Raw genomic sequence first — 18895 nt, 5'->3', positions numbered from 1 at the left:
TGGTCAGTTCGAAAGCATGCGGTCGACCCAACCGAGGAAACCGCCTTCGGCCTTGACCGGCTCGAGCCTTGGCGCCGGCACCGATGCGGCACGCTCGGTGTGGGCGCGCGGCGGCAGGTACTTGTTGGTCGGCTTGTAGCCCATCTCCGGCATCAGGTCGACGCCGCCGCGCTCCGCCACCAGTTGCGACACCGCCGAGGCGGGATCGCCGAGATCGCCAAAATGCCTGGCGCTGGTCGGGCAGGCGGCGACGCAGGCCGGCACGCGGTCTTCCTCGGCCAGATTGTCATTGTAGATGCGGTCAACGCACAGCGTACATTTCTTCATCACGCCGACATCGGCATCGAATTCGCGCGCGCCATAAGGACAGGCCCAACTGCACAATTTGCAGCCGATGCATTTGCTTTCGTCGATCAGCACGATGCCGTCCGACGCCCGCTTGTAGGACGCGCCAGTCGGGCAGACGGTGACGCAGGCCGGCGTCTCGCAATGCAGGCAGGAGCGCGGGAAGTTGACCGTGCGGCCGCCTGCCTCGGTCGTGTGTTCGTAGCTGTGCACGCGGTTGAACCAGACGCCGTCGACATCGCCGCCATAGGGGTCGATGTCGGTCAGCGGCGCCATATGGCCGCCGGTGTTCCATTCCTTGCAGGCAGTGACGCAGGCCTGGCACCCGACGCAGGTGTCGAGATCGATGACGAGGCCGAGCTTCTTGTCGGTTTGAGCGGGAAGGCAGGTCATTCGGCCGGCTCCCTGCTGGCGCGGAATTCGGCGCCGTAGCGAAGGATGTCGGGCGAAGGCTCGAAACGCGGCGGTTGGCTGAAACGTTCGAATTGCGGCTCGGTGAAACCGGCTTCCTCGTCGGCGCATTTGACGATGCGCACCCTGAGGTCGAACCACGCCGCCTGTCCTGTCACCGGATCGGAATTCGAATAGCGTTTGCCGTTGGCGTCGGCCGAGGTCTGATCGCCGATAATGTGGTTGAGCAGGAAGCCGCGATTGCTCTCGGCGGCGTCATCCTTCAGCCCCCAGCTGCCACGCCTTTTGCCGATGGCGTTCCAGGTCCACACCGTATCCGCATTGACCCCGTCGACCAGCTTGGTCTGCCCCTTCACGCGGCCATTGATGCTTTCGATCCACACCCAGTCGTCATCCACGAGGCCAAGGCCGGCTGCAGTCTTGTGGTGCACGAACAGACGGTTCTGGCTGGTGATTTGCCGCAGCCACGCATTCTGCGACCCCCAGGAATGATACATGTGCATCGGCCGCTGCGTCAGCGCATGCAGCGGATATTTCTGCGGATCGACAGCGGCTTCTTCGAAAGGCGTAAACCAGAAGGGCAACGGGTCCATATAGGTCTCGATGCGGCGGCGTTCGCTCTCGGGCGGCTGGACGCGACCATGGCCGCGCGCGGCGAGGCGAAAGCGCTGCATCGGTTCGGAATAGAGCTGGAAGACGATGGGCTCGGCCTTGGGGATGAGCCCCATCTGCTCCGCAAAGTCGAGATAGGAGCGGTTGGCCATCTTGTAGTAGCGCTGGTCGGCGGCAAAATCCTGGTGCCAGAAACCGCCATTGTCGATGTAACGCTGCAACTGGTTTGGGTTGACCTCGCCCTTGCCGACAGACGTGCCGTCCTTGCCGCGCCATCCGGCAAGTGGGCCGATGCCCGGCGTGCGCTCGTGATTGACGATGTAGTCAGCATAGTCGCTGTATTTCGCCGAACCATCTTCGTTGACGAAACAGGGCAGGCCGAGCCGTGCGCCGAGTTCGATCAGCACCGACTGGAACGGCCGCACGTCACGGTCGGGCTCGACGACGGGATGACGGATGGCGTCGCCCGGGCCGTCAGCATGGCTGATTGGCCGGTCGAGCAGGCTGATACAGTCATGGCGTTCGAGATAGGTGGTGTCTGGCAGCACCAGGTCGGCGAACGGCACCGTCTCGGAATAATAGGCGTCGGAATAGATGATGAAAGGGATCTTGTAGTTGCCCGCCTCGTCATGGTCGGTGAGCATGGCAATGGTCTCGACGGTGTTCATCGAGGAGTTCCACGCCATGTTCGACATGTACATCATCAGCGTGTCGATAGGGTACGGGTCGCCGGCCCAGGCATTGCGGATGACCGTATGCATCAGCCCGTGCGCGGCCAGCGGCGCATCCCAGGAATAAGCCTTGTCGATGCGAAGCGGCGTGCCGGCCTCGTCGACCAGCAAATCGTCCGGGCCGCAGACGAAACCGAGCGGCGTCCCGTCCAGCGGCGTCATCGGCCTTACATTCTTGCCGCACGGCTTCGGTCCCGGCGGCGCCGAGCGCGGGTAGGGCGGCTTGAAACGGAAGCCGCCGGGTACGTCGATCGTGCCCAGCAGCACCTGCAGCAGGTGGATGGCGCGGCAGGAGTGAAAACCGTTGGAGTGAGCCGAGATGCCGCGCATGGCATGCATCGACACCGGCCGTCCCTTGATCGTCTCGTGTCGACGCCCGGCCCAATCGGTCCATGCCACCGGCAGTTCGATCGTCTGTTCGAAGGCGACATGGGCGAGTTCGGCGGCGATCCGGCGGATGGTGTCGGCCGGGATACCGCACTGCGCCGCGACTGCGTCGGGCCGGTAGCTCTCGCCCATATAGCGATCCGCGATGAGCTGGAACACCGGCACGCAGCGGCGGCCGCGAACCACGTAGCTGCCGGTCAGTGCCGGCTTTGCATCTGGATCGGCAGCGTTGATGGACGTTTTTGCCACCCGGTCCCAGGCCAGCGGATTGCCGTCGCCGTCGCGCAGGAAAAGCCCGTCATCGGCAGCGCCCGGTTCCTGGACAACCAGCACATGCGCATTGGTGTAGCGGATGAGGTAATCGAGGTCGACGCGGCCGGCCTTCAGCAATTCATGGATCAGCGCGAAGACGAACAGCCCGTCGGTGCCAGGCCGGATGCCAATCCAGTCATCGGCAATCGCATTGTAGCCAGTACGGCAGGGGTTAATCGACACCACCTTGGCGCCGCGCGCTTTGAGCTTGCCAAGCCCGATCTTGATCGGGTTGGAATCATGGTCCTCGGCGACGCCGAACAGCATGAAGTATCTGGTGTTGTCCCAGTCGGGCTCGCCGAACTCCCAGAACGAGCCGCCGATCGTATAGAGGCCGCCGGCCGCCATGTTGACCGAGCAGAGCCCGCCATGGGCGGCGAAGTTCGGCGTGCCGAACTGGCTCGCCCACCAGCCGGTCAGCGACTGCGACTGGTCGCGCCCGGTGAAGAAGGCGAGCTTTTTGGGATCGGTCCGGCGGATGTTCGACAGACGCTCGGTCGCGATCGAAAACGCTTCTTCCCATTCGATCTCGCGAAACTCGCCGGAGCCGCGCGGGCCGCTGCGCAGCAGCGGCTTCTTCAGCCGCGCCGGGCTGTAGTGCTGCATGATGCCGGAACTGCCCTTGCCGCAGATCACGCCACGATTGACCGGATGGTCCTTGTTGCCGTTGATGTAGCGAACCTTGCCGTCTTTGATGTGCACGTCGATGCCGCAACGGCAGGCGCACATATAGCAGGTGGTCTTGGCGATGCTGTCGGAGACATCGGGCGATGTGTCGACGCCGTCGCCTTCATCCGGCGCGCGCGTATCGGCAAGCGGCCGTTGCGACGGTGCGGAATTGGCCCCGCGCGACGCTCCGTGGTTCATGGTGCGGGAGTGCTTTTGCTACCTGAGAATTTGGCCCGCGTCTTCGGTCCGGGGCCGCGCATATAGTGTTCTTCAGGATGGTAACGGTCGCCGGCCAGCCGCCGCCTGAGGCCACGGGTCCAATGCGCAAGCAGGGATCTGAACCGCCCGATCATTTTGTTAGCCGCGATCTGTTGGCGAATTTTTTCTAACTTCGGCAGAAAAAGTAGAATAAAGCTATCGATCCGTCTAATCAGTTGTTCTTGTAAATTCGATCGGAATTGGTTCTTAATGCGCGCATGACTCTCGACCAGTTGCGCATCTTCGTCGCCGTCGCCGAACGCGGCCACATGACCAAGGCGGCAGAGCTCCTGGGCATCTCCCAGTCGGCTGCGTCGGCCGCCATCCGCGCGCTGGAAGAGCAGCACGGCGTTCATTTGTTCAACCGGGTCGGCCGCAACATCGAGCTTGCCCAGACCGGTCATCGCTTCCTGCCGGAGGCCAAGGCGGTGCTGGAGCGCGCTGCCGCTGCCCGCAATGTGCTGGAACATGTCTCGCAGACTGTTGCCGGCAGTCTGTCGATCGCCGCCAGCTTGACCATCGCCAGCTACTGGCTGCCGCGCCGGCTGGCGTCCTTCCATGAGGCCTATCCGGCGGTGCGGCTCAGCGTCAGCATCGGCAACACCAGGCAGGTGGAGGCCAATGTGCTGGATGGCACCGCCGATCTCGGCCTGGTCGAAGGGCGCACCGAGTCCGACATCCTGCGCCGCACCAAGGTCGACGTCGATAGGCTGATGCTGGTCGTCGCCGCCTCGCATCCCGAGATCGCCGAAATCGCGCCGGGCCGCCCCGAGATCAGGGGGCTGCGCTGGATAATTCGCGAGGGCGGTTCGGGCACGCGCGAGGTGCTGGAGGATCTGGCCCGCCGCGAAGGGATTTCGCTCGCCGATCTGCAGATATTTTTGGTGCTGCCAAGCAACGAGGCGGTTCGCCAGGCGGTCGAGGCCGGCGCTGGCGCCACCATCATTTCCGATCTCGTCGTCGGGCGCGCCGTGGCCGAGGGCAGCCTCCGGTCGGTGCCGCTCGAACTGCCGAAGCGCGACTTCGCCATGATCACCCATCGCGATCGCCAGGCGAGCCTGGCGCAGATGGCGCTCAAAGCGCATCTGACGGGCAAGGCGGATGCATCGCCGACGGGCTAGAGCAACTCCAGGAAAACCACTGCGCGCCATTCTGATTTTCCTGGCATCGCGGCATTTGCTGCGCGCGGCAGTGGATCCTTCTAAGAGTTACTCCTAGCCAAACGCTTCCTGGCAAGGTCTGCCACGGCTTGGATCACCTCTTCGCAATCTTGCTGCGGAAAACTCTTCGATAGAACAGAAGTGAGGATGACACCCATCAAGATTATGATGTCCGCAGTGCCGCCTCCAGCATCCCTAACGCGCTCAACGAACTTCGTCGAAAATGGTTCGCATTCGGTCTCCAAAAATTGTCGCATCATGGTGTAGGTGACGCGTTTGCGGAGCAATTTGTCGAGGCGAGGCACACCCCCTTTGACGACAGAGAAATTACGCGCATCGGCGAGTTCTTCGATGGGAATGGGTGGATCCTCTTTCAACAATCCGAGCTTTGCAAGCTCACTCCAGAATGCGTGATTGCGACTACCGGCCCATGTTGACATTGAAGCGCGGTGCGCCACCGCGCCAACAAGAACAGAGAAGTCTCCATCGCTCAACTGCATCATCATATCGATCAAACTATCGGGCGGCCATTGCTCATCCTGCATTCGAAAGGTTCCATCGGTTACTGTGCCGGGCTAGTGTTATCTCACTGCGCTCGAAAAGACATGCTACGACATCGCTGGATTGTGAGCAGAATAATATAAGACTTGATTGCGGGATTGGGCCTAATTTGTGCGAGATCTGCGGTTTGCGTTTTGGACAAGTCCGCTACGGGCTCATCGCGATATCCACGGTCTGACGTAACCATGCCGGGAAGGGGCTTGGCGCTGATATCCTTTCAGACACCCTGCGCCGCATCGCCGCCGCCTCGCAAGCATCAGCACTGCGGCGGTTCTCGTCCATGCCAAGGGGTCAAGTGATTCTACTTGGCCAGCACGGAATTCATTGGTATCCGGCCGATCGCCGCCTAACCCTGCTTCTTCCCATCGAACCGTGGGCGCGGTCTTCAGCTAGACTAGCGGATCAGCGATCCCTGTGAAAAGCTGAACGCTCTTGGAAGGCTTCAGCCGAACTTTCTTTGAGCATCCAGCGCCAGGCCAAGGCCGACCGAGCCGAACATGTCACCCTCGATGACGGCGGCCTGCGGCACCAGCGACAGGATTTCCCGCCGCGCCAGCGGGATGGCGGTCGAACCGCCGGTGAGGAACACGGCGGTAATCTCGGACGCTTTCACGCCGGCATCGGCGATCGTCTGCCGCACTGTCGCGGACACACGCTCGATGTCGGCGGTAATCGTCTCCTCCAGACCGGTTCGCGTGATCTCGGCGGTAAAATGCACATCGGGCAATGCCACCGTCACATCGGCCGAAGCCTGGTCCGTCAGTGCGATCTTGGCTCGTTCGACCAGTCCGGCCAACGCATGGCCGTAGCGATGTTCGACAATGTGGATGAAGCGCTCGACCAGGTCGGCGCGCTTGGCTTCGAAGCGGATCTGCCTGAGGTCCGTCATCGCCTTGGCGGTGTAGACCAGGTTGATGCGCTGCCACGTCGCCAGGTCGATGAAATAGCTGGCCGGCAGATTGCGCTTGCCGTCCTTGGTCGGTGTCAGATAGCCGAGCTTGGGCATGACATGGGCGGTGCTGAGCAGCCGGTCGAAGTCCGTGCCGCCAATATGGATGCCGCGATTGGCCAAAATGTCGTCCTTGCGATCGCTTGAGCGGGCGCGTTGTGGCGAAACCCGCACGATCGAAAAGTCGGACGTGCCGCCGCCCATATCGACGATCAGCGCCAGTTCCTCGCGCGCCACGCCCTGTTCGTAATCGAGTGCGGCCGCGATCGGTTCGAACTGGAAGGCGATGTGCTTGAAGCCTTGCGCGCGCGCTGCCTTTTCAAGCTCGCCCTGCGCCTTGGCATCGGCGTCCGCATCGTCGTCGACGAACTGCACGGGACGGCCGAGCACAACGCTCTCCACCGGCGCGCCGGCGTCGTCCTCGAGCCGCTTCTTCAAATGGCCGACGAACATGCCGACAATGTCGATGAAGCCTATCTGGCGCGCCTTGATGCGCGTCTTCTCATGCGCAAGCGAACTACCGAGCACGCTCTTCAGCGACCGCATCAGCCTGCCTTCGATGGCGTCTGTATAGTCGGTGATCGCGCGGCGGCCGAAATAGGTGTGGCCGTCCTCGAAGTTGAAGAACACAGCACTTGGCAATGTCGGCTGTTCCCCTTCCAGCGCCACCAATCGTGCCTGGCCGTCGCGGATCACGCCCACTGTGGAATTGGACGTGCCGAAATCGATGCCGCCAAATGCCTGATGCATTGCAGCCTCCTGTCATTGGGTCGCGGCGGCCAGCGCCGAAATGCACTGTCATCCGGATGTCCGGACCGCTTGCCGAATTGATTGTGCGTATTTGCCCGAGGGTTGGGAGGCGGCGATCTATCGCATAAACCGCGAAAGGGGAACCCTGTTTCTACGGGAAAATGGGCTTCCATTTCCCCGGGGGCGTCAATCCTTGCGGAAGATCAGCCTGCCGAGCCAGCCGGTGATCATGGCCAGCGACACGGCAAAGATGCCATAGAGGAAGGAATAATCGTGCGCGACGCGGAAGATCGACTGTTCGAAACCCGATTTGCGGATTTCGAGCTGGGCCGAGCTTTCCTTGAGGAACAACCCGCTCTTGAACAGGAACGCGCGGGCTTTATGCGTTCCGACCGGAACGTTGGGCGCCAGCCGGACCGTGGCGCGGAACAGGTTCTGCGACAGGAACTGCACGCCGCCGACATTCTCGCTGTAGAGGCCGGTCGCCGCCTTGCGCTCGCGCAGCGCCACGGTGAATTCCTCGATCGTCGCCGGGCTGTCGGTGGCGTCGGCCGGCTGCATGTAAAGGTTGGATGCCCCGAGCGACAGCTGCTTGTAGCTGTTGGGTTCGGTAATGTCCTGCAGCGGCCGCGTCGTGGCGACGGAATAGGACACCGGCACGTTCTCGAAGGTCTCGGATTCCAGATTGACCCAGACGCCGAGCACCCGGTCCTTGCGGCGCACCACCACGGGCCGCGGCGGCCCTTCGAGCACGACGATGACGTCATAGCGCCCCTGCCGCGCGACCAGCGGGTCGGGGTTTTCCAACGAACCGAAAATGGTGAGATCCGCGCCGGAAAAACCGGCGGTGATCGAGACCTTGTCGGTGGAGAGACCGATCTGGATGCCTTCCGGCAGCGGGTTCGACGTTTGTGCTGCCGCCGGCAGGGCGAGAGCGAAAAGCAAAGCGGCGGTCGAAAAAATTCTCCACCGCCGCATCAGTTCAGGCCTGCCGCGGTGAGCGAATAGAGGTTTGGCGGCGTGACGAAGAGATCGATGGCCAGCCGGATCGCCACCGCCAGCACCAGCAGCGCCAGCAGTGCCCTGAGCTGTTCGCCGCGCAGTTTCTGGCCGGCCTTGGCGCCGTATTGCGCGCCGGCGACTCCGCCCGCCATCAACAAGAAGGCAAGCATGACGTCGACCGTCTGGTTGGTGGTGGCGTGCACCAGCGTGGTGTAGGCCGAGGTGAAGATGATCTGGAACAGCGAGGTGCCGATAACGACGTTGGTCGGCACTTTCAGCAGGTAGATCAGTGCCGGCACCATGATGAAGCCGCCGCCGACACCCATGATAGACGACAGGAAGCCGATGCCGGCGCCGAGACCCAGGACCGGAATGACGCTGACGAACAGTTTCGAGGCCCGGAAGCGCATCTTCAGCGGCAGCCGGTGGATCCAGTTGTGCTGGCCGGACTTCTTCAGGACCGGGGCGGCGCCGCTGCGCGTGGCGCGTAGCGCATTGACGCTCTCGACCAGCATCAGCCCGCCGACGGTGCCGAGCAGCACGACGTAGAGCAGCGAAATGAACAGATCGAGCTGGCCGAGCCGGCGCAGCAAGGCAAAGACGAATATACCGCCGGTCGAGCCGACAATGCCGCCGGCCAGCAACACCCCGCCGAGCTTGAAGTCGAGCGTGCCGCGCTTCATGTGCGACAGCGCGCCGGAGAAAGAGGAAGCGATGACCTGGTTGGCGCCGGTGGCAACGGCGATCGCCGGCGGGATGTTGTAAAAGATCAAGAGCGGTGTGATCAGAAAGCCACCGCCGACCCCGAACATGCCCGACAGAAAGCCCACCGCCGCGCCCATCGCCAGCAGGACGAAGACGTTGACGGAAATTTCCGCGATCGGGAGATAGATGCCCACCCGTCAGTCTCGATCAGTTTGCCTGTCGGCGATTGCAGCCATTCGCGGGCATTGTTGCACCGAAAAGCCAATTTTTCCTTGCGCCGACGGGGCGGTCGGGTCAAACCCCGCCGCCCTGCCGAAACAAAAAACATCTCAATCAGTTAACAGGCAAATGTGTGGCAAGGGCGTCGCGTTAGCGACGCATCTGCCGTTATTTATGCGCCAGCAGCGCCTTCACCAGCTTTTCATCGATTTCGCCGGTCGCCTGCATCTTGTTGTCGGTCTGGAAAGCCATGATCGCGGTCTTGGTCTTGCCGCCCATCACGCCATCGGCGCCGCCGGCATCGTAGCCGTTTTTGTTGAGGATAAGCTGGATGTTCTTGACCGCCTTTTTCATATCGACGCTGGCGGTCGTCTGCGGCGTGCCTTCCTGCCAGGATTCAGGAATGTCGGCCGAGTTGGACGCCGGGTCGAGCGGCTTCGGCTTCCACAGTTCGGCGGCGGCGCGCGCCCGCTCGAGCTGTTCGGGCCGCAACGCACTGGCGACTTCGTCGCGCTTGGCCTCCGCATCCTTGTCGCCGGTCTTGGCGACGAGCGCGAACCACTTGTAGGATTCTTCCAGGCTCTGCTTCATGCCGACGCCCTTGGCCGCCAGGATGCCGAGATTGAACTGGCTGTCCTTGACGCCGACATCGGCTGCTGCCTGGAACCAGTGCGCGGCCGATTCATTGTCGGTCACGCCGTCCGCGGCCATGGCGAAGAGCACGGCGAGGTTGTGCATGGCGCTGGCGTTACCTTGCGCGGCCGCGAGCTGGTAGAAGGTCTTTGCCTTCTTGATGTCGCGCGCCACACCGATGCCCTTCTCATAGAAATTGCCGATGCGGTATTCGGCCGGCGCGAAGCCGAGTTCGGCCGATTTTTCGTACCATTTGGCGGCTGCCGCCATGTCTTCTTTCACGCCGCGCGATTCGGCGTAGCGCGAACCGAGCTCGAACAGCGCCTTGGCGTCGCCGCCGGCGGCCGCGTCGCGCAGCGCCTGCGGACCGGCATCCGCCGGGATCTCGATCTTGGCGACGACAGGCGTCGCCGCGGCGTCAGCCGGCGGAACGGCGCCGGTGGTTTCCGAGGGCGCCATGACGGCAGGTGTGGCTGCCGGCTGCGCTTCCGCCGCCGGTTCCGCAATGGCGGTCGTCGGCAGCATTGCGTTTGGCGCCGGGGACGGATCGGCCAAAGCCATCGGCGCTGGCGCCGGTTCGGCTGCTGGCACATCAGGGCCAACAGAACTTGTCGAAGCAGCCACGATCGGTGCGTCATCCTTGGCGGCTGGCTGCGACTGTTCCGCCTGCCTGACGATCCGGGCCGGCGCGTCCTGCACGGCCGGCTGCGTGTCTGCCTTGGGTTGGCTGGCAGCGCTGACGGAAGCGGTCTCGACCGGCTGCGAGGCGACAATCGGCGACGTATCGTTGCTGGCGACCTCGACCGGGTCAGCGAAGAAGGCCTTGCCCAACTGCAGGCCGGCAAGTGCCAACATGATCGCGATCGCGCCCATCAGGATCGGCTTGCGCCGCGCCTTGAGCAGGTCGCCGATCCGCAGCGCTTTCACCGGGCCCTTCATCGTGGACTGGCGCTTCAGCGCGTCGGCCTCGGCGGCCGCTGCCTGCGCCGCGCGCCGGGCGGCTGCGATGAAGTCGGACTTCGACGCATCGCCGCTGCTTTGACGCGCCGGCGGGCCACGCTCATCGCGCACGCGCTTCATGATGGCGTTGAGGTCAGGCGCGCCGGAGCCTGGCTCCAGCGGCCGGTTGGCGAGCTTCGGGTCGAGTGGCTCATCGAGATCGACGCTCGGCATATCGACATCGGGCGTCGAACCGGCAAGCGGCGGCATGTCCGCCTGCTTCTTGCCCCTGAAGGCGCGCGCCAATCCGCCGAACAGCGATTTCTTGGCCGTGCCTTCGCTCTTCTCGGCAATCGCATCGGAACCGAGTGCTGCCTGGGCAGCGGCCGCGGCAGCCTCGGCCGGCGAGCGCCGCACAGGCTCGCTGCGCATGACCGGGTCGCTGCGCGTACCCGGGTCGCTACGCGCACCCGGGTCGGCGCGCATATCGGGTTCGTTGCGCATGATGGCGGCGGCGCGACCGTCGAGGTCGGCCATGTCCCCGGTCAGCGGCAGCGGCTGGTCGATGTCCATCGACGGCGCGTCCTGCACCGCGATCTTGGAGGCGCGAGCCGCGCGGGCCCGCCGTGCCGGCTCGGCCGGCGTATCCAGAAGTTCGCTCACCGCCTCGACCGGTTCGCTGGTCTCCAGCGAGCCCAGGCGGTCGACGATCTTGAGCAGCGTGTCGTGAATGGCCTCGAATGTCCGTGAATTGCGCTCGTCCGAACGGCGCGTCAGCGCTTCCAGCGTCTTCAGATCCTGGGCAAGGCCGGTGACGGCCGCGGTGTTGGCGTTGGAATCGGCCAGCGAGCGCACGGCGCTCTCGGCTGCTTCGCGTGCCGCGCCCATGATCGACTCGCGGGTGCCGGCCAGCGACTTTTCGATTTCGTTGAGGCGCGGGCTGATGTCCTCGAATTCCGGCAGCGGCGTTCCGGGTTTCGACAGATGTGCCGACAGGCCGGAGACCTGAGCCTCAAGGCTGCGGATCAGCGCCGGATCGATGCCGGCGACCTGGGCGGCCGACGATTCCAGCCGGCTTGAAATGTCTTCGAGTCGGCTTTCCAGGCCGCGGATCGCCGCCTCGTTGGCAGGATCGGGAACACGCGTCTCCATGCGCTTGGCGAGCGCGGTGAAGCGGGCGTCGATGGCGTCCATGATTTCGGCGTTGTCGGCTTGCGGCTGGCGCTGGTCCAGCCGGTCGGCGACCTCGTCCAGTCGCCGCTCGAGATCGCGAAACAGCATGTTGCCCTGTTCGATGGCGTCGCCTTGCCGGCGTTCCATCATGCCGGACAGCACGTCGAAGCGCTGTTCAAGGCCCTGGAAGATATAGTCGACGTCGGGCATGGCCGGGGCGCGGTCGATCTTGTCGGCAATCATCGCGATCTGCTTGCCCAGGCGCTCCATTGCCTGTTCCGGCAGATTGGCGCGGCCCGCGAGATCGTCGACCCGGTTCGACAATGTGCCCAGCCGATCCATGACGGCGTTGCCGGGGCGATCCTGCGCCACTTCCTCGATTTGCCGGGCCAGCGAATCGATCCGCTTCTCGATGCGGTCGAAGGCCTCATGGTCGATGGAATTGGCCTGCGCGGCAACGGTCGAGGCGACGATGGCGCGCGAAATCTCGTCAAGCCGTTCGTCGATCAGGCCGAACGTGTCGCTGCCGCGGTTGTTCTGCTGGCTGACGAAATGATCGACAGCGCCGGCCAGCGTGCGGACCTTTTCTTCCATCGAGCGAAGCGACAGCGATTCCGGCAGATTGTGAACGGCATTGCTGATCTGTTCGAGCCGGTCGGTCAGCACCGACAGGCCCGGGCCGTCGGCGCGGCTGCGGTGGTCAGCGTCGACGCGGTCCTCGAATGCGCTCCAGCGCCGGTCGAAATCGTCCCAGCGGCTGTCGACCTTCTGCACGCTCTCCTCGCGCGCCAAAGTGTCGAGCGCGGTCTTCACCTGCTCGAGCTCGAGGCGCAGCATGTTGACGCTTCTGTCGTCGCTCTTTTCGGCCAGCGTCTGGATGGCGCCGGACAGGCGCTCGAATTCGAGGCCGAGTTCGGCGCTGCCCTTGCCGGTTTGGCCACCAGCCTGGCTGTTCGCCTGGAATGCCCGCTCGATATCCTTGCGCAGGGCGCCGAATTCGCGCTGCAGGCCGACCGTCATCTGGTGGCGCAATTCCTCGCGCAGGCCGCGCAATTCGCCCGCGATCTTGCCGACCACGGCGACGCTGTCTTCCTGGCCGCGCACGCGGTCGATGTCGCGGGCGATCGCCTGATAGTTCTGGTCGAAGCCGGCCGGCGCCGGGCTTTTCGGCCGCGGCGCGGGCTGCGGGTCCTCATACCAGCGCGGCTGGCCGTAGGGCTGGGCGCTGGCGTAGCGCGGCTCGACCGGTGGCCGGCGCGGGTCGATGCGCTCTCCGACGTCCTCGCGCTTGCGCTCCAGCCGCTGTTCCAGTGTTTCCAGCGAACGGTTCAATTCATCAAGCGTGGTGTTCGGCCTACGCAGCCTGCCGGCATTGAGTGTATCGAGATAGGACCGCTTGCTGTTCATCGATGCGTCCGTTTTCAGAATGGCCGGCTTGCTGCCAGTTTTCCCCAAAGTCCCTGTCGGGAACGAAGGCGGCCGCGCGACTGCTACGGCGAAAGACGAGCTTTCCGGGCCAGGCCCGCGCTCCGAAAAACCGTGAAAAATTCGCTACAGGATAAACACGGGTGACCGACATGCGCACATTTCACCCATCGTGGTAAACAAGGCGTTAACCAACCTTAAGAAGTTGCCGCATTGCTGAAATACAGGCAGCGCCCGATCGGACCCGGAACCGGGGGTGCGGCATAAGGTTTCGCAATCCCAGAACGCCCTTGCGTCATGAGGCGGCTATCGATATAGAATTGACGTAAACGTAAGAGGGGCGCTGTCCGTGCCTTTTGCGATGAATTCGTTGAAACCACGACTGGAAGCATGCCCCCGCTTCCACTCAGGCGTTGCAAGGTCCGGGACCGCAACGCCACTACAGGGGAAAGCCAGTGACCATGAAACTTGTTTCGCCCGGCGAAGCCGCGGCCAATACCAACAATATGTCTGTCGAAGCCGGCGAGGAACTCGTGCGCATCGGCGAAATGGCGAAGAAATACGGCGTGACCCTGCGCACGCTGCGTTTCTATGAAGACAAGGGCCTGCTCAATCCGAAGCGTGACGGGGCAACGCGCCTCTACACGCGTCGTGACAAGGCGCGGCTGAAGCTGATCCTGCTCGGCCGCAAGGTCGGGTTCTCGCTGCGCGACGTCAAGCAGATGATGGATCTCTACGATCCGACCGGATCCAACACCAAGCAGCTGCGGCTGGCCCTCGACAAGTCCGAGAAGCAGCTTGCCCGCCTGCAGAAGCAGCGCGCACTGATCGACGACGCCATCAACGAGCTGAGTGGCTCGATGTCGGCCGTGCGCCAGATGCTGTCCGAGCGTACCGCACCGGCCAGCGCCGCCAGCTGATTTCACGTCGCCGTCTTTCGGCACGAGCTTTGATCAAAGGGAGCCGCGCGGTCCGTCCGCGCGGCTCCTTTGTTTTGCCATCCGCCAGGGTGGAACTCCCATGCATCGCTGGCGTCCGCCACGTCGCGCCGATAGGCTGGCACAAGGAAATTTTGTCGCGGCGATAAAATTGACGTTTACGCAAACGTCAATTTTTGCTATCCCGCTTTCAACATTGGTCCGCATGCTGCCCCGACCCATGGTTGGGGCCCGATCTCGCGGCCGAAGACCCGCATGGTGGAGGAAACACATGCCGATCTACAGGGCTCCGGTCCAGGACACACTGTTCGTGCTCAATGAGGTGCTGGGCTACCAGCGCTATTCCAACCTTCCTGGATTTGCCGACGCGACGCCCGATGTGGTCGAGGCAATCCTCGCCGAAGGCGCCAAGCTCGCCGAAAACGTCATGCATCCGCTGAACCGCGTTGGCGACATGGAAGGCTGCGTGCGTCATGACGACGGCTCGGTGACGACGCCGAAAGGCTTCAAGGAGGCCTACGACCAGTATCGTGAGGGCGGCTGGATGGGGCTTGCCGCACCGGTGGAATTCGGTGGCCAGGGCCTGCCCTATGCCGTGCACACCGCGGTTGCCGAATACATGGTCTCGGCCAACATGGCGCTGATGATGTATCCCGGCCTGACGCAGGGCGCGATCGCGGCCATCATCACCCACGGCACCGACGAGCAGAAGGCGACGTGGTTGCCGAAGCTGGTCGAGGGGTCCTGGACCGGCACGATGAACCTGACCGAGCCGCATTGCGGCACCGATCTCGGCCTGCTGCGCAGCAAGGCGGTGCCGAACGGCAATGGCACCTACAAGATTTCCGGGCAGAAGATCTTCATCTCGGCCGGCGAGCACGACATGTCGGACAACATCGTCCATCTGGTGCTGGCCCGTATCGAGGGCGCGCCGGCAGGCGTGAAGGGCATCTCGCTGTTCATCGTGCCGAAGCTCAAGCTCGATGCCTCGGGTAATCCGGCCGAGAAGAACACGCTCTCTTGCGGATCGATCGAGGAGAAGATGGGCATCCACGGCAATTCGACCTGCGTCATGAACTATGACGAGGCCGAGGGCACGCTGCTCGGCGAGGAGAATGGCGGCCTGAAGGCGATGTTCACGATGATGAACGAAGCCCGCCTCGGCGTCGGCCTGCAGGGGCTGTCGCTGTCGGAAATCGCCTACCAGAACGCGGTCTCCTACGCCAAGGACCGGCTGCAGGGCCGTTCGCTGTCGGGCGCCAAGGCGCCGGACAAGAAGGCCGACCCGATCATCGTCCATCCCGACATCCGCCGCTCGCTGATGACCATGAAGGCCTTCAACGAGGCCGGCCGCGCGCTGGCGCTGTGGACGGCGATCAAGTCCGACATCGCCCACCGTTCCGCCGACGACAAGGATCGCCAGGCCGCCGACGACTATACCGGCCTGTTGACGCCGGTGATCAAGGGCGTGCTGACCGACAAGGGTTTTGATCACGCCGTCATGGCGCAGCAGGTGTTCGGCGGCCACGGCTATATCGAAGAGCACGGCATGAGCCAGTTCGTGCGCGATGCCCGCATCGCCATGATCTATGAAGGCGCAAACGGCATCCAGGCGCTCGACCTCGTCGGCCGCAAGCTCGGTCTGAACGGCGGCCGCGCCATTCAGGCGTTCTTCAAGGACGTCGGCGAATTCTGCGAGGAAAACCGTTCCGACGAGAAGCTGGCACCGTTCACCAAGGCGCTGAAGAAGGGCCTCAACGATCTGCAGGCAGCGACCATGTGGCTGCTGCAGAACGGCATGGCCAAGCCCGACAATGCCGGTGCCGCCTCGACCGACTACATGCATCTCTTCGGCCTGGTGGCGCTGGGCTATATGTGGGCGCAGATGGCCAAGGCAGCGCAGGCCAAGACCGGCGCCAACGGCACCCAATCCTTCTACGACAACAAGGTGGTGACGGCGCGCTTCTTCATGGAGCGGATCATGCCCGAGACGTCGGCACATCTCGCCCGCATTTCCAGTGGTGCGGACACGCTAATGGCGCTGCCTGCAGAAGCGTTCTAGAAATGGCCGGCGTCCCCACCTTGAGGGGAGGGTGACCCGAAGGACCGGGAGGGTCCTGCGTGAAGCGCGCCGGCCTCCCATGGAGCGCTGGCAGGGAGGAAGTTCGCAAATGCATTCGGCACGAGTGTTGAAGGATAAAGTCGAGCACGTCATCGGCGACCCCACCCGACCGCTTCGCGGCCACCCTCCCCTCGAGGGGGAGGGGGAGGGGGACGTTGGCGCGGGAGAAACGGCATGACAAATCCAGCCGAAGTGCTCTCTTTGCCGAAGCCTGCCTGGGCGGCGGACGAGGTCGGCATGCTTTACGACATGGCGCATCGCTTCATGTCGGAGGAGATCGCGCCGCGCTACGACGAGTTCGAGAAGAACGAAATGGTCGACCGCGAGAGCTGGCGCAAGGCCGGTGCGGCCGGCCTGCTTTGCGCTTCGATGCCCGAGGAATATGGCGGCTCCGGCGGCACCTTCGCACATGAGAGCGCCATCATCGAGGCGATCGGCCATGTCGGCGTCGATGGTTTCGGCATCGGCCTGCACAATGCGATCGTTGCTCCTTACATCCTTCACTACGGCTCGGAAGAGCAGAAGAAGAAGTGGCTGCCGAAGCTGGCGACCGGCGAGCTGATCGGCGCCATCGCCATGACCGAGCCGGGCGCCGGCTCCGATCTGCAAGGTGTCAAGACGCGGGCCGAGAAGGACGGCAACCAATACAAGATCAACGGCTCCAAGACCTTCATCACCAATGGCCAGCTGGCCAATTTCATCATCGTCGTCACCAAGACCGATCCGGCCAAGGGCGCCAAGGGCACCTCGCTGATCGTCGTCGAGACCGACGAGGTCGAAGGGTTTCAGCGCGGCCGCAACCTCGACAAGATCGGCTTGAAGGCCAACGACACCTCGGAATTGTTCTTCAACGATATGCGCGTGCCGACCTCCAACCTGCTCGGCCACGAAGAGGGGCAGGGCTTCATCCAGCTGATGCAGCAATTGCCGCAGGAGCGCCTGCAGATCGGCACCGGCGCCATTGCCATGATCGAACGCGCGCTGGCGCTGACCATCGACTACGTCAAGGAACGCAAGGCCTTCGGCAAGGCGATCATCGAGTTCCAGAACACCCAGTTCAAGCTCGCCGAACTCAAGACCGAGGCCACCATCGGCCGCGTCTTCTACAATGATTGCGTCACCCGCCACATCAATGACGGCCTCGATCCGGTGACGGCGTCGATGGCCAAGTACTGGCTCTCGGATCTGCAGGGAAAAGTCGTCGACGAATGCCTTCAATTGCATGGCGGCTATGGCTACATGAATGAATATCCGATCGCCCGCATGTTCCGCGACGCCCGCGTCCAGCGCATCTACGGCGGCACCAACGAGATCATGAAATTGCTGATCGGCCGCTCTCTCTGAGAGCCACGACCGGTAAACCAAGGAGCAAGAAAATGGCCGAAGCTTATGTCTATGACGCCGTGCGCACGCCGCGCGGCAAGGGCAAGAAGGATGGCTCGTTGCACGAAGTGCCGGCAGTGCGGCTCGCTGCAAAGACGCTTGAAGCGCTGCGCGACCGCAACGGGCTCGACACGGCAAACGTCGACGACATCATCTTCGGCTGCGTCGATCCGGTCGGCGAGGCCGGCTCGGTCATTCCGCGTGCCGCCGCCTTCGAGGCTGGCTACGACAACAAGGCGCCGGGCATGCAGATTTCGCGCTTCTGCGCTTCGGGCCTCGACGCCATCAATTTCGGCGCCGCCAAGATCGCGCAAGGGGCCGACGAGATCGTCATTGCCGGCGGTGTCGAATCGATGTCGCGCGTCGGCATGGGCGCATCCGGCGGCGCCTGGTTCATGGACCCGTCCGTCGGCCTGCCAGGCTGGTTCGTGCCGCAAGGCATCTCGGCCGATTTGATCGCCACCAAATACGGCTTCTCGCGCGACGACGTCGACGCCTATGCGGTCGAGAGCCAGAAGCGCGCCGGCAAGGCCTGGGCCGACGGGCGTTTCAAGAATTCCGTCATCCCGATCAAGGACCAGAACGGCCTGATCATTCTTGACCATGACGAGCATATGCGGCCGACGACCGACATGCAGTCGCTGGCCTCGCTCAACCCGTCCTTCGTCATGCCCGGCGAAATGGGCGGCTTCGACGCCGTTGCCGTTCAGAAGCATCCCGAAGTCGAAGAGGTCAACCACGTCCACCATGCCGGCAACTCGTCGGGCATCGTCGATGGCGCTGCCGCCGTGCTGCTCGGCTCGAAGAAGGCCGGCAAGACAATGGGGCTGAAGCCGCGCGCGCGCATCCGCGCCTTCGCCAATATCGGCTCCGAGCCGGTGCTGATGCTGACTGGTCCGGTCGACGTCACCGAGAAGCTTCTGAAGCGCGCCAAGATGAAGCTGTCGGATATCGACCTGTTCGAGCTCAACGAGGCCTTCGCCTCGGTGGTGCTGCGCTACATGCAGGCCTTCGACATTCCGCACGACAAGATCAACGTCAATGGCGGCGCCATCGCCATGGGCCATCCGCTCGGCGCCACCGGCGCGATGATCCTCGGCACGGTGCTGGACGAACTGGAGCGCCGTGACCTCAACACCGCGCTGGTGACGCTCTGCATCGGCGCCGGCATGGGCACCGCAACCATCATCGAACGCGTCTGATTTCGGCCG

Annotated in this window: 12 protein-coding genes; 5 read left to right on the top strand and 7 right to left on the bottom strand. The window is 63.5% G+C overall.

Annotation, left to right across the window (positions count from 1 at the left end; translation table 11 throughout):
• Positions 1 to 3: 3 nt before the first annotated feature.
• The gene (locus AC1DYC_RS18465) at positions 4 to 738 is read right to left on the bottom strand and encodes a 4Fe-4S dicluster domain-containing protein (protein WP_477408775.1); all 735 of its coding nucleotides are present in this window, start codon (positions 736 to 738) and stop codon (positions 4 to 6) included.
• Positions 735 to 3665: a molybdopterin oxidoreductase family protein gene (locus AC1DYC_RS18460; protein WP_477408773.1), complete on the bottom strand. Its 2931-nt coding sequence runs from the start codon at positions 3663 to 3665 to the stop codon at positions 735 to 737. The genes AC1DYC_RS18465 and AC1DYC_RS18460 overlap by 4 nt, the downstream gene beginning before the upstream one ends.
• Positions 3666 to 3943: 278 nt before the next feature.
• Here AC1DYC_RS18460 and AC1DYC_RS18455 point away from each other — a divergent pair, with 278 nt between their 5' ends.
• Complete coding sequence (locus AC1DYC_RS18455; RefSeq protein ID WP_477408771.1) at positions 3944 to 4846, top strand: LysR substrate-binding domain-containing protein; 903 nt, start codon at positions 3944 to 3946, stop codon at positions 4844 to 4846.
• Positions 4847 to 4926: 80 nt separating this feature from the next.
• Here AC1DYC_RS18455 and AC1DYC_RS18450 read toward each other — a convergent pair whose 3' ends face one another.
• The 5 genes from AC1DYC_RS18450 to AC1DYC_RS18430 form a co-directional block, all read right to left on the bottom strand.
• Positions 4927 to 5430, bottom strand: coding sequence for a hypothetical protein (locus tag AC1DYC_RS18450; protein WP_477408769.1), 504 nt, complete (start codon positions 5428 to 5430; stop codon positions 4927 to 4929).
• 458 nt (positions 5431 to 5888) lie between these two features.
• Positions 5889 to 7145, bottom strand: coding sequence for an Hsp70 family protein (locus tag AC1DYC_RS18445; RefSeq protein ID WP_477408767.1), 1257 nt, complete (start codon positions 7143 to 7145; stop codon positions 5889 to 5891).
• A gap of 186 nt (positions 7146 to 7331) precedes the next feature.
• Positions 7332 to 8123, bottom strand: coding sequence for a TIGR02186 family protein (locus AC1DYC_RS18440; RefSeq protein WP_477408765.1), 792 nt, complete (start codon positions 8121 to 8123; stop codon positions 7332 to 7334).
• Complete coding sequence (locus AC1DYC_RS18435) at positions 8123 to 9046, bottom strand: sulfite exporter TauE/SafE family protein (protein ID WP_477300638.1); 924 nt, start codon at positions 9044 to 9046, stop codon at positions 8123 to 8125. The genes AC1DYC_RS18440 and AC1DYC_RS18435 overlap by 1 nt, the downstream gene beginning before the upstream one ends.
• 193 nt (positions 9047 to 9239) lie before the next feature.
• Complete coding sequence (locus tag AC1DYC_RS18430; protein WP_477408763.1) at positions 9240 to 13223, bottom strand: peptidoglycan-binding protein; 3984 nt, start codon at positions 13221 to 13223, stop codon at positions 9240 to 9242.
• 479 nt (positions 13224 to 13702) lie between these two features.
• On the opposite strand from AC1DYC_RS18430, the gene AC1DYC_RS18425 reads away from it, so the two are divergent.
• The 4 genes from AC1DYC_RS18425 to AC1DYC_RS18410 all read left to right on the top strand — a co-directional run bounded on the left by AC1DYC_RS18425 (position 13703) and on the right by AC1DYC_RS18410 (position 18886).
• A complete protein-coding gene (locus tag AC1DYC_RS18425) occupies positions 13703 to 14161 on the top strand; it encodes a MerR family transcriptional regulator (RefSeq protein WP_477300697.1) in 459 nt (152 codons plus the stop codon).
• A 289-nt stretch (positions 14162 to 14450) separates the two neighbouring features.
• Positions 14451 to 16241 carry an acyl-CoA dehydrogenase gene (locus AC1DYC_RS18420; RefSeq protein WP_477408761.1) on the top strand — a complete coding sequence of 597 codons (1791 nt, stop codon included), beginning with the start codon at positions 14451 to 14453 and terminating at the stop codon, positions 16239 to 16241.
• A gap of 234 nt (positions 16242 to 16475) precedes the next feature.
• Complete coding sequence (locus tag AC1DYC_RS18415) at positions 16476 to 17645, top strand: acyl-CoA dehydrogenase family protein (RefSeq protein WP_477408759.1); 1170 nt, start codon at positions 16476 to 16478, stop codon at positions 17643 to 17645.
• Between the two features lie 32 nt (positions 17646 to 17677).
• Complete coding sequence (locus AC1DYC_RS18410; protein ID WP_477279501.1) at positions 17678 to 18886, top strand: acetyl-CoA C-acetyltransferase; 1209 nt, start codon at positions 17678 to 17680, stop codon at positions 18884 to 18886.
• The last annotated feature ends 9 nt before the right edge of the window (positions 18887 to 18895 follow it).

The sequence above is a fragment of the Mesorhizobium sp. P2_E7 genome, from assembly GCF_056403855.1.
Note: the sequence above shows the minus strand (reverse complement) of the source record. Positions and strands in the feature narration are given on the sequence as shown.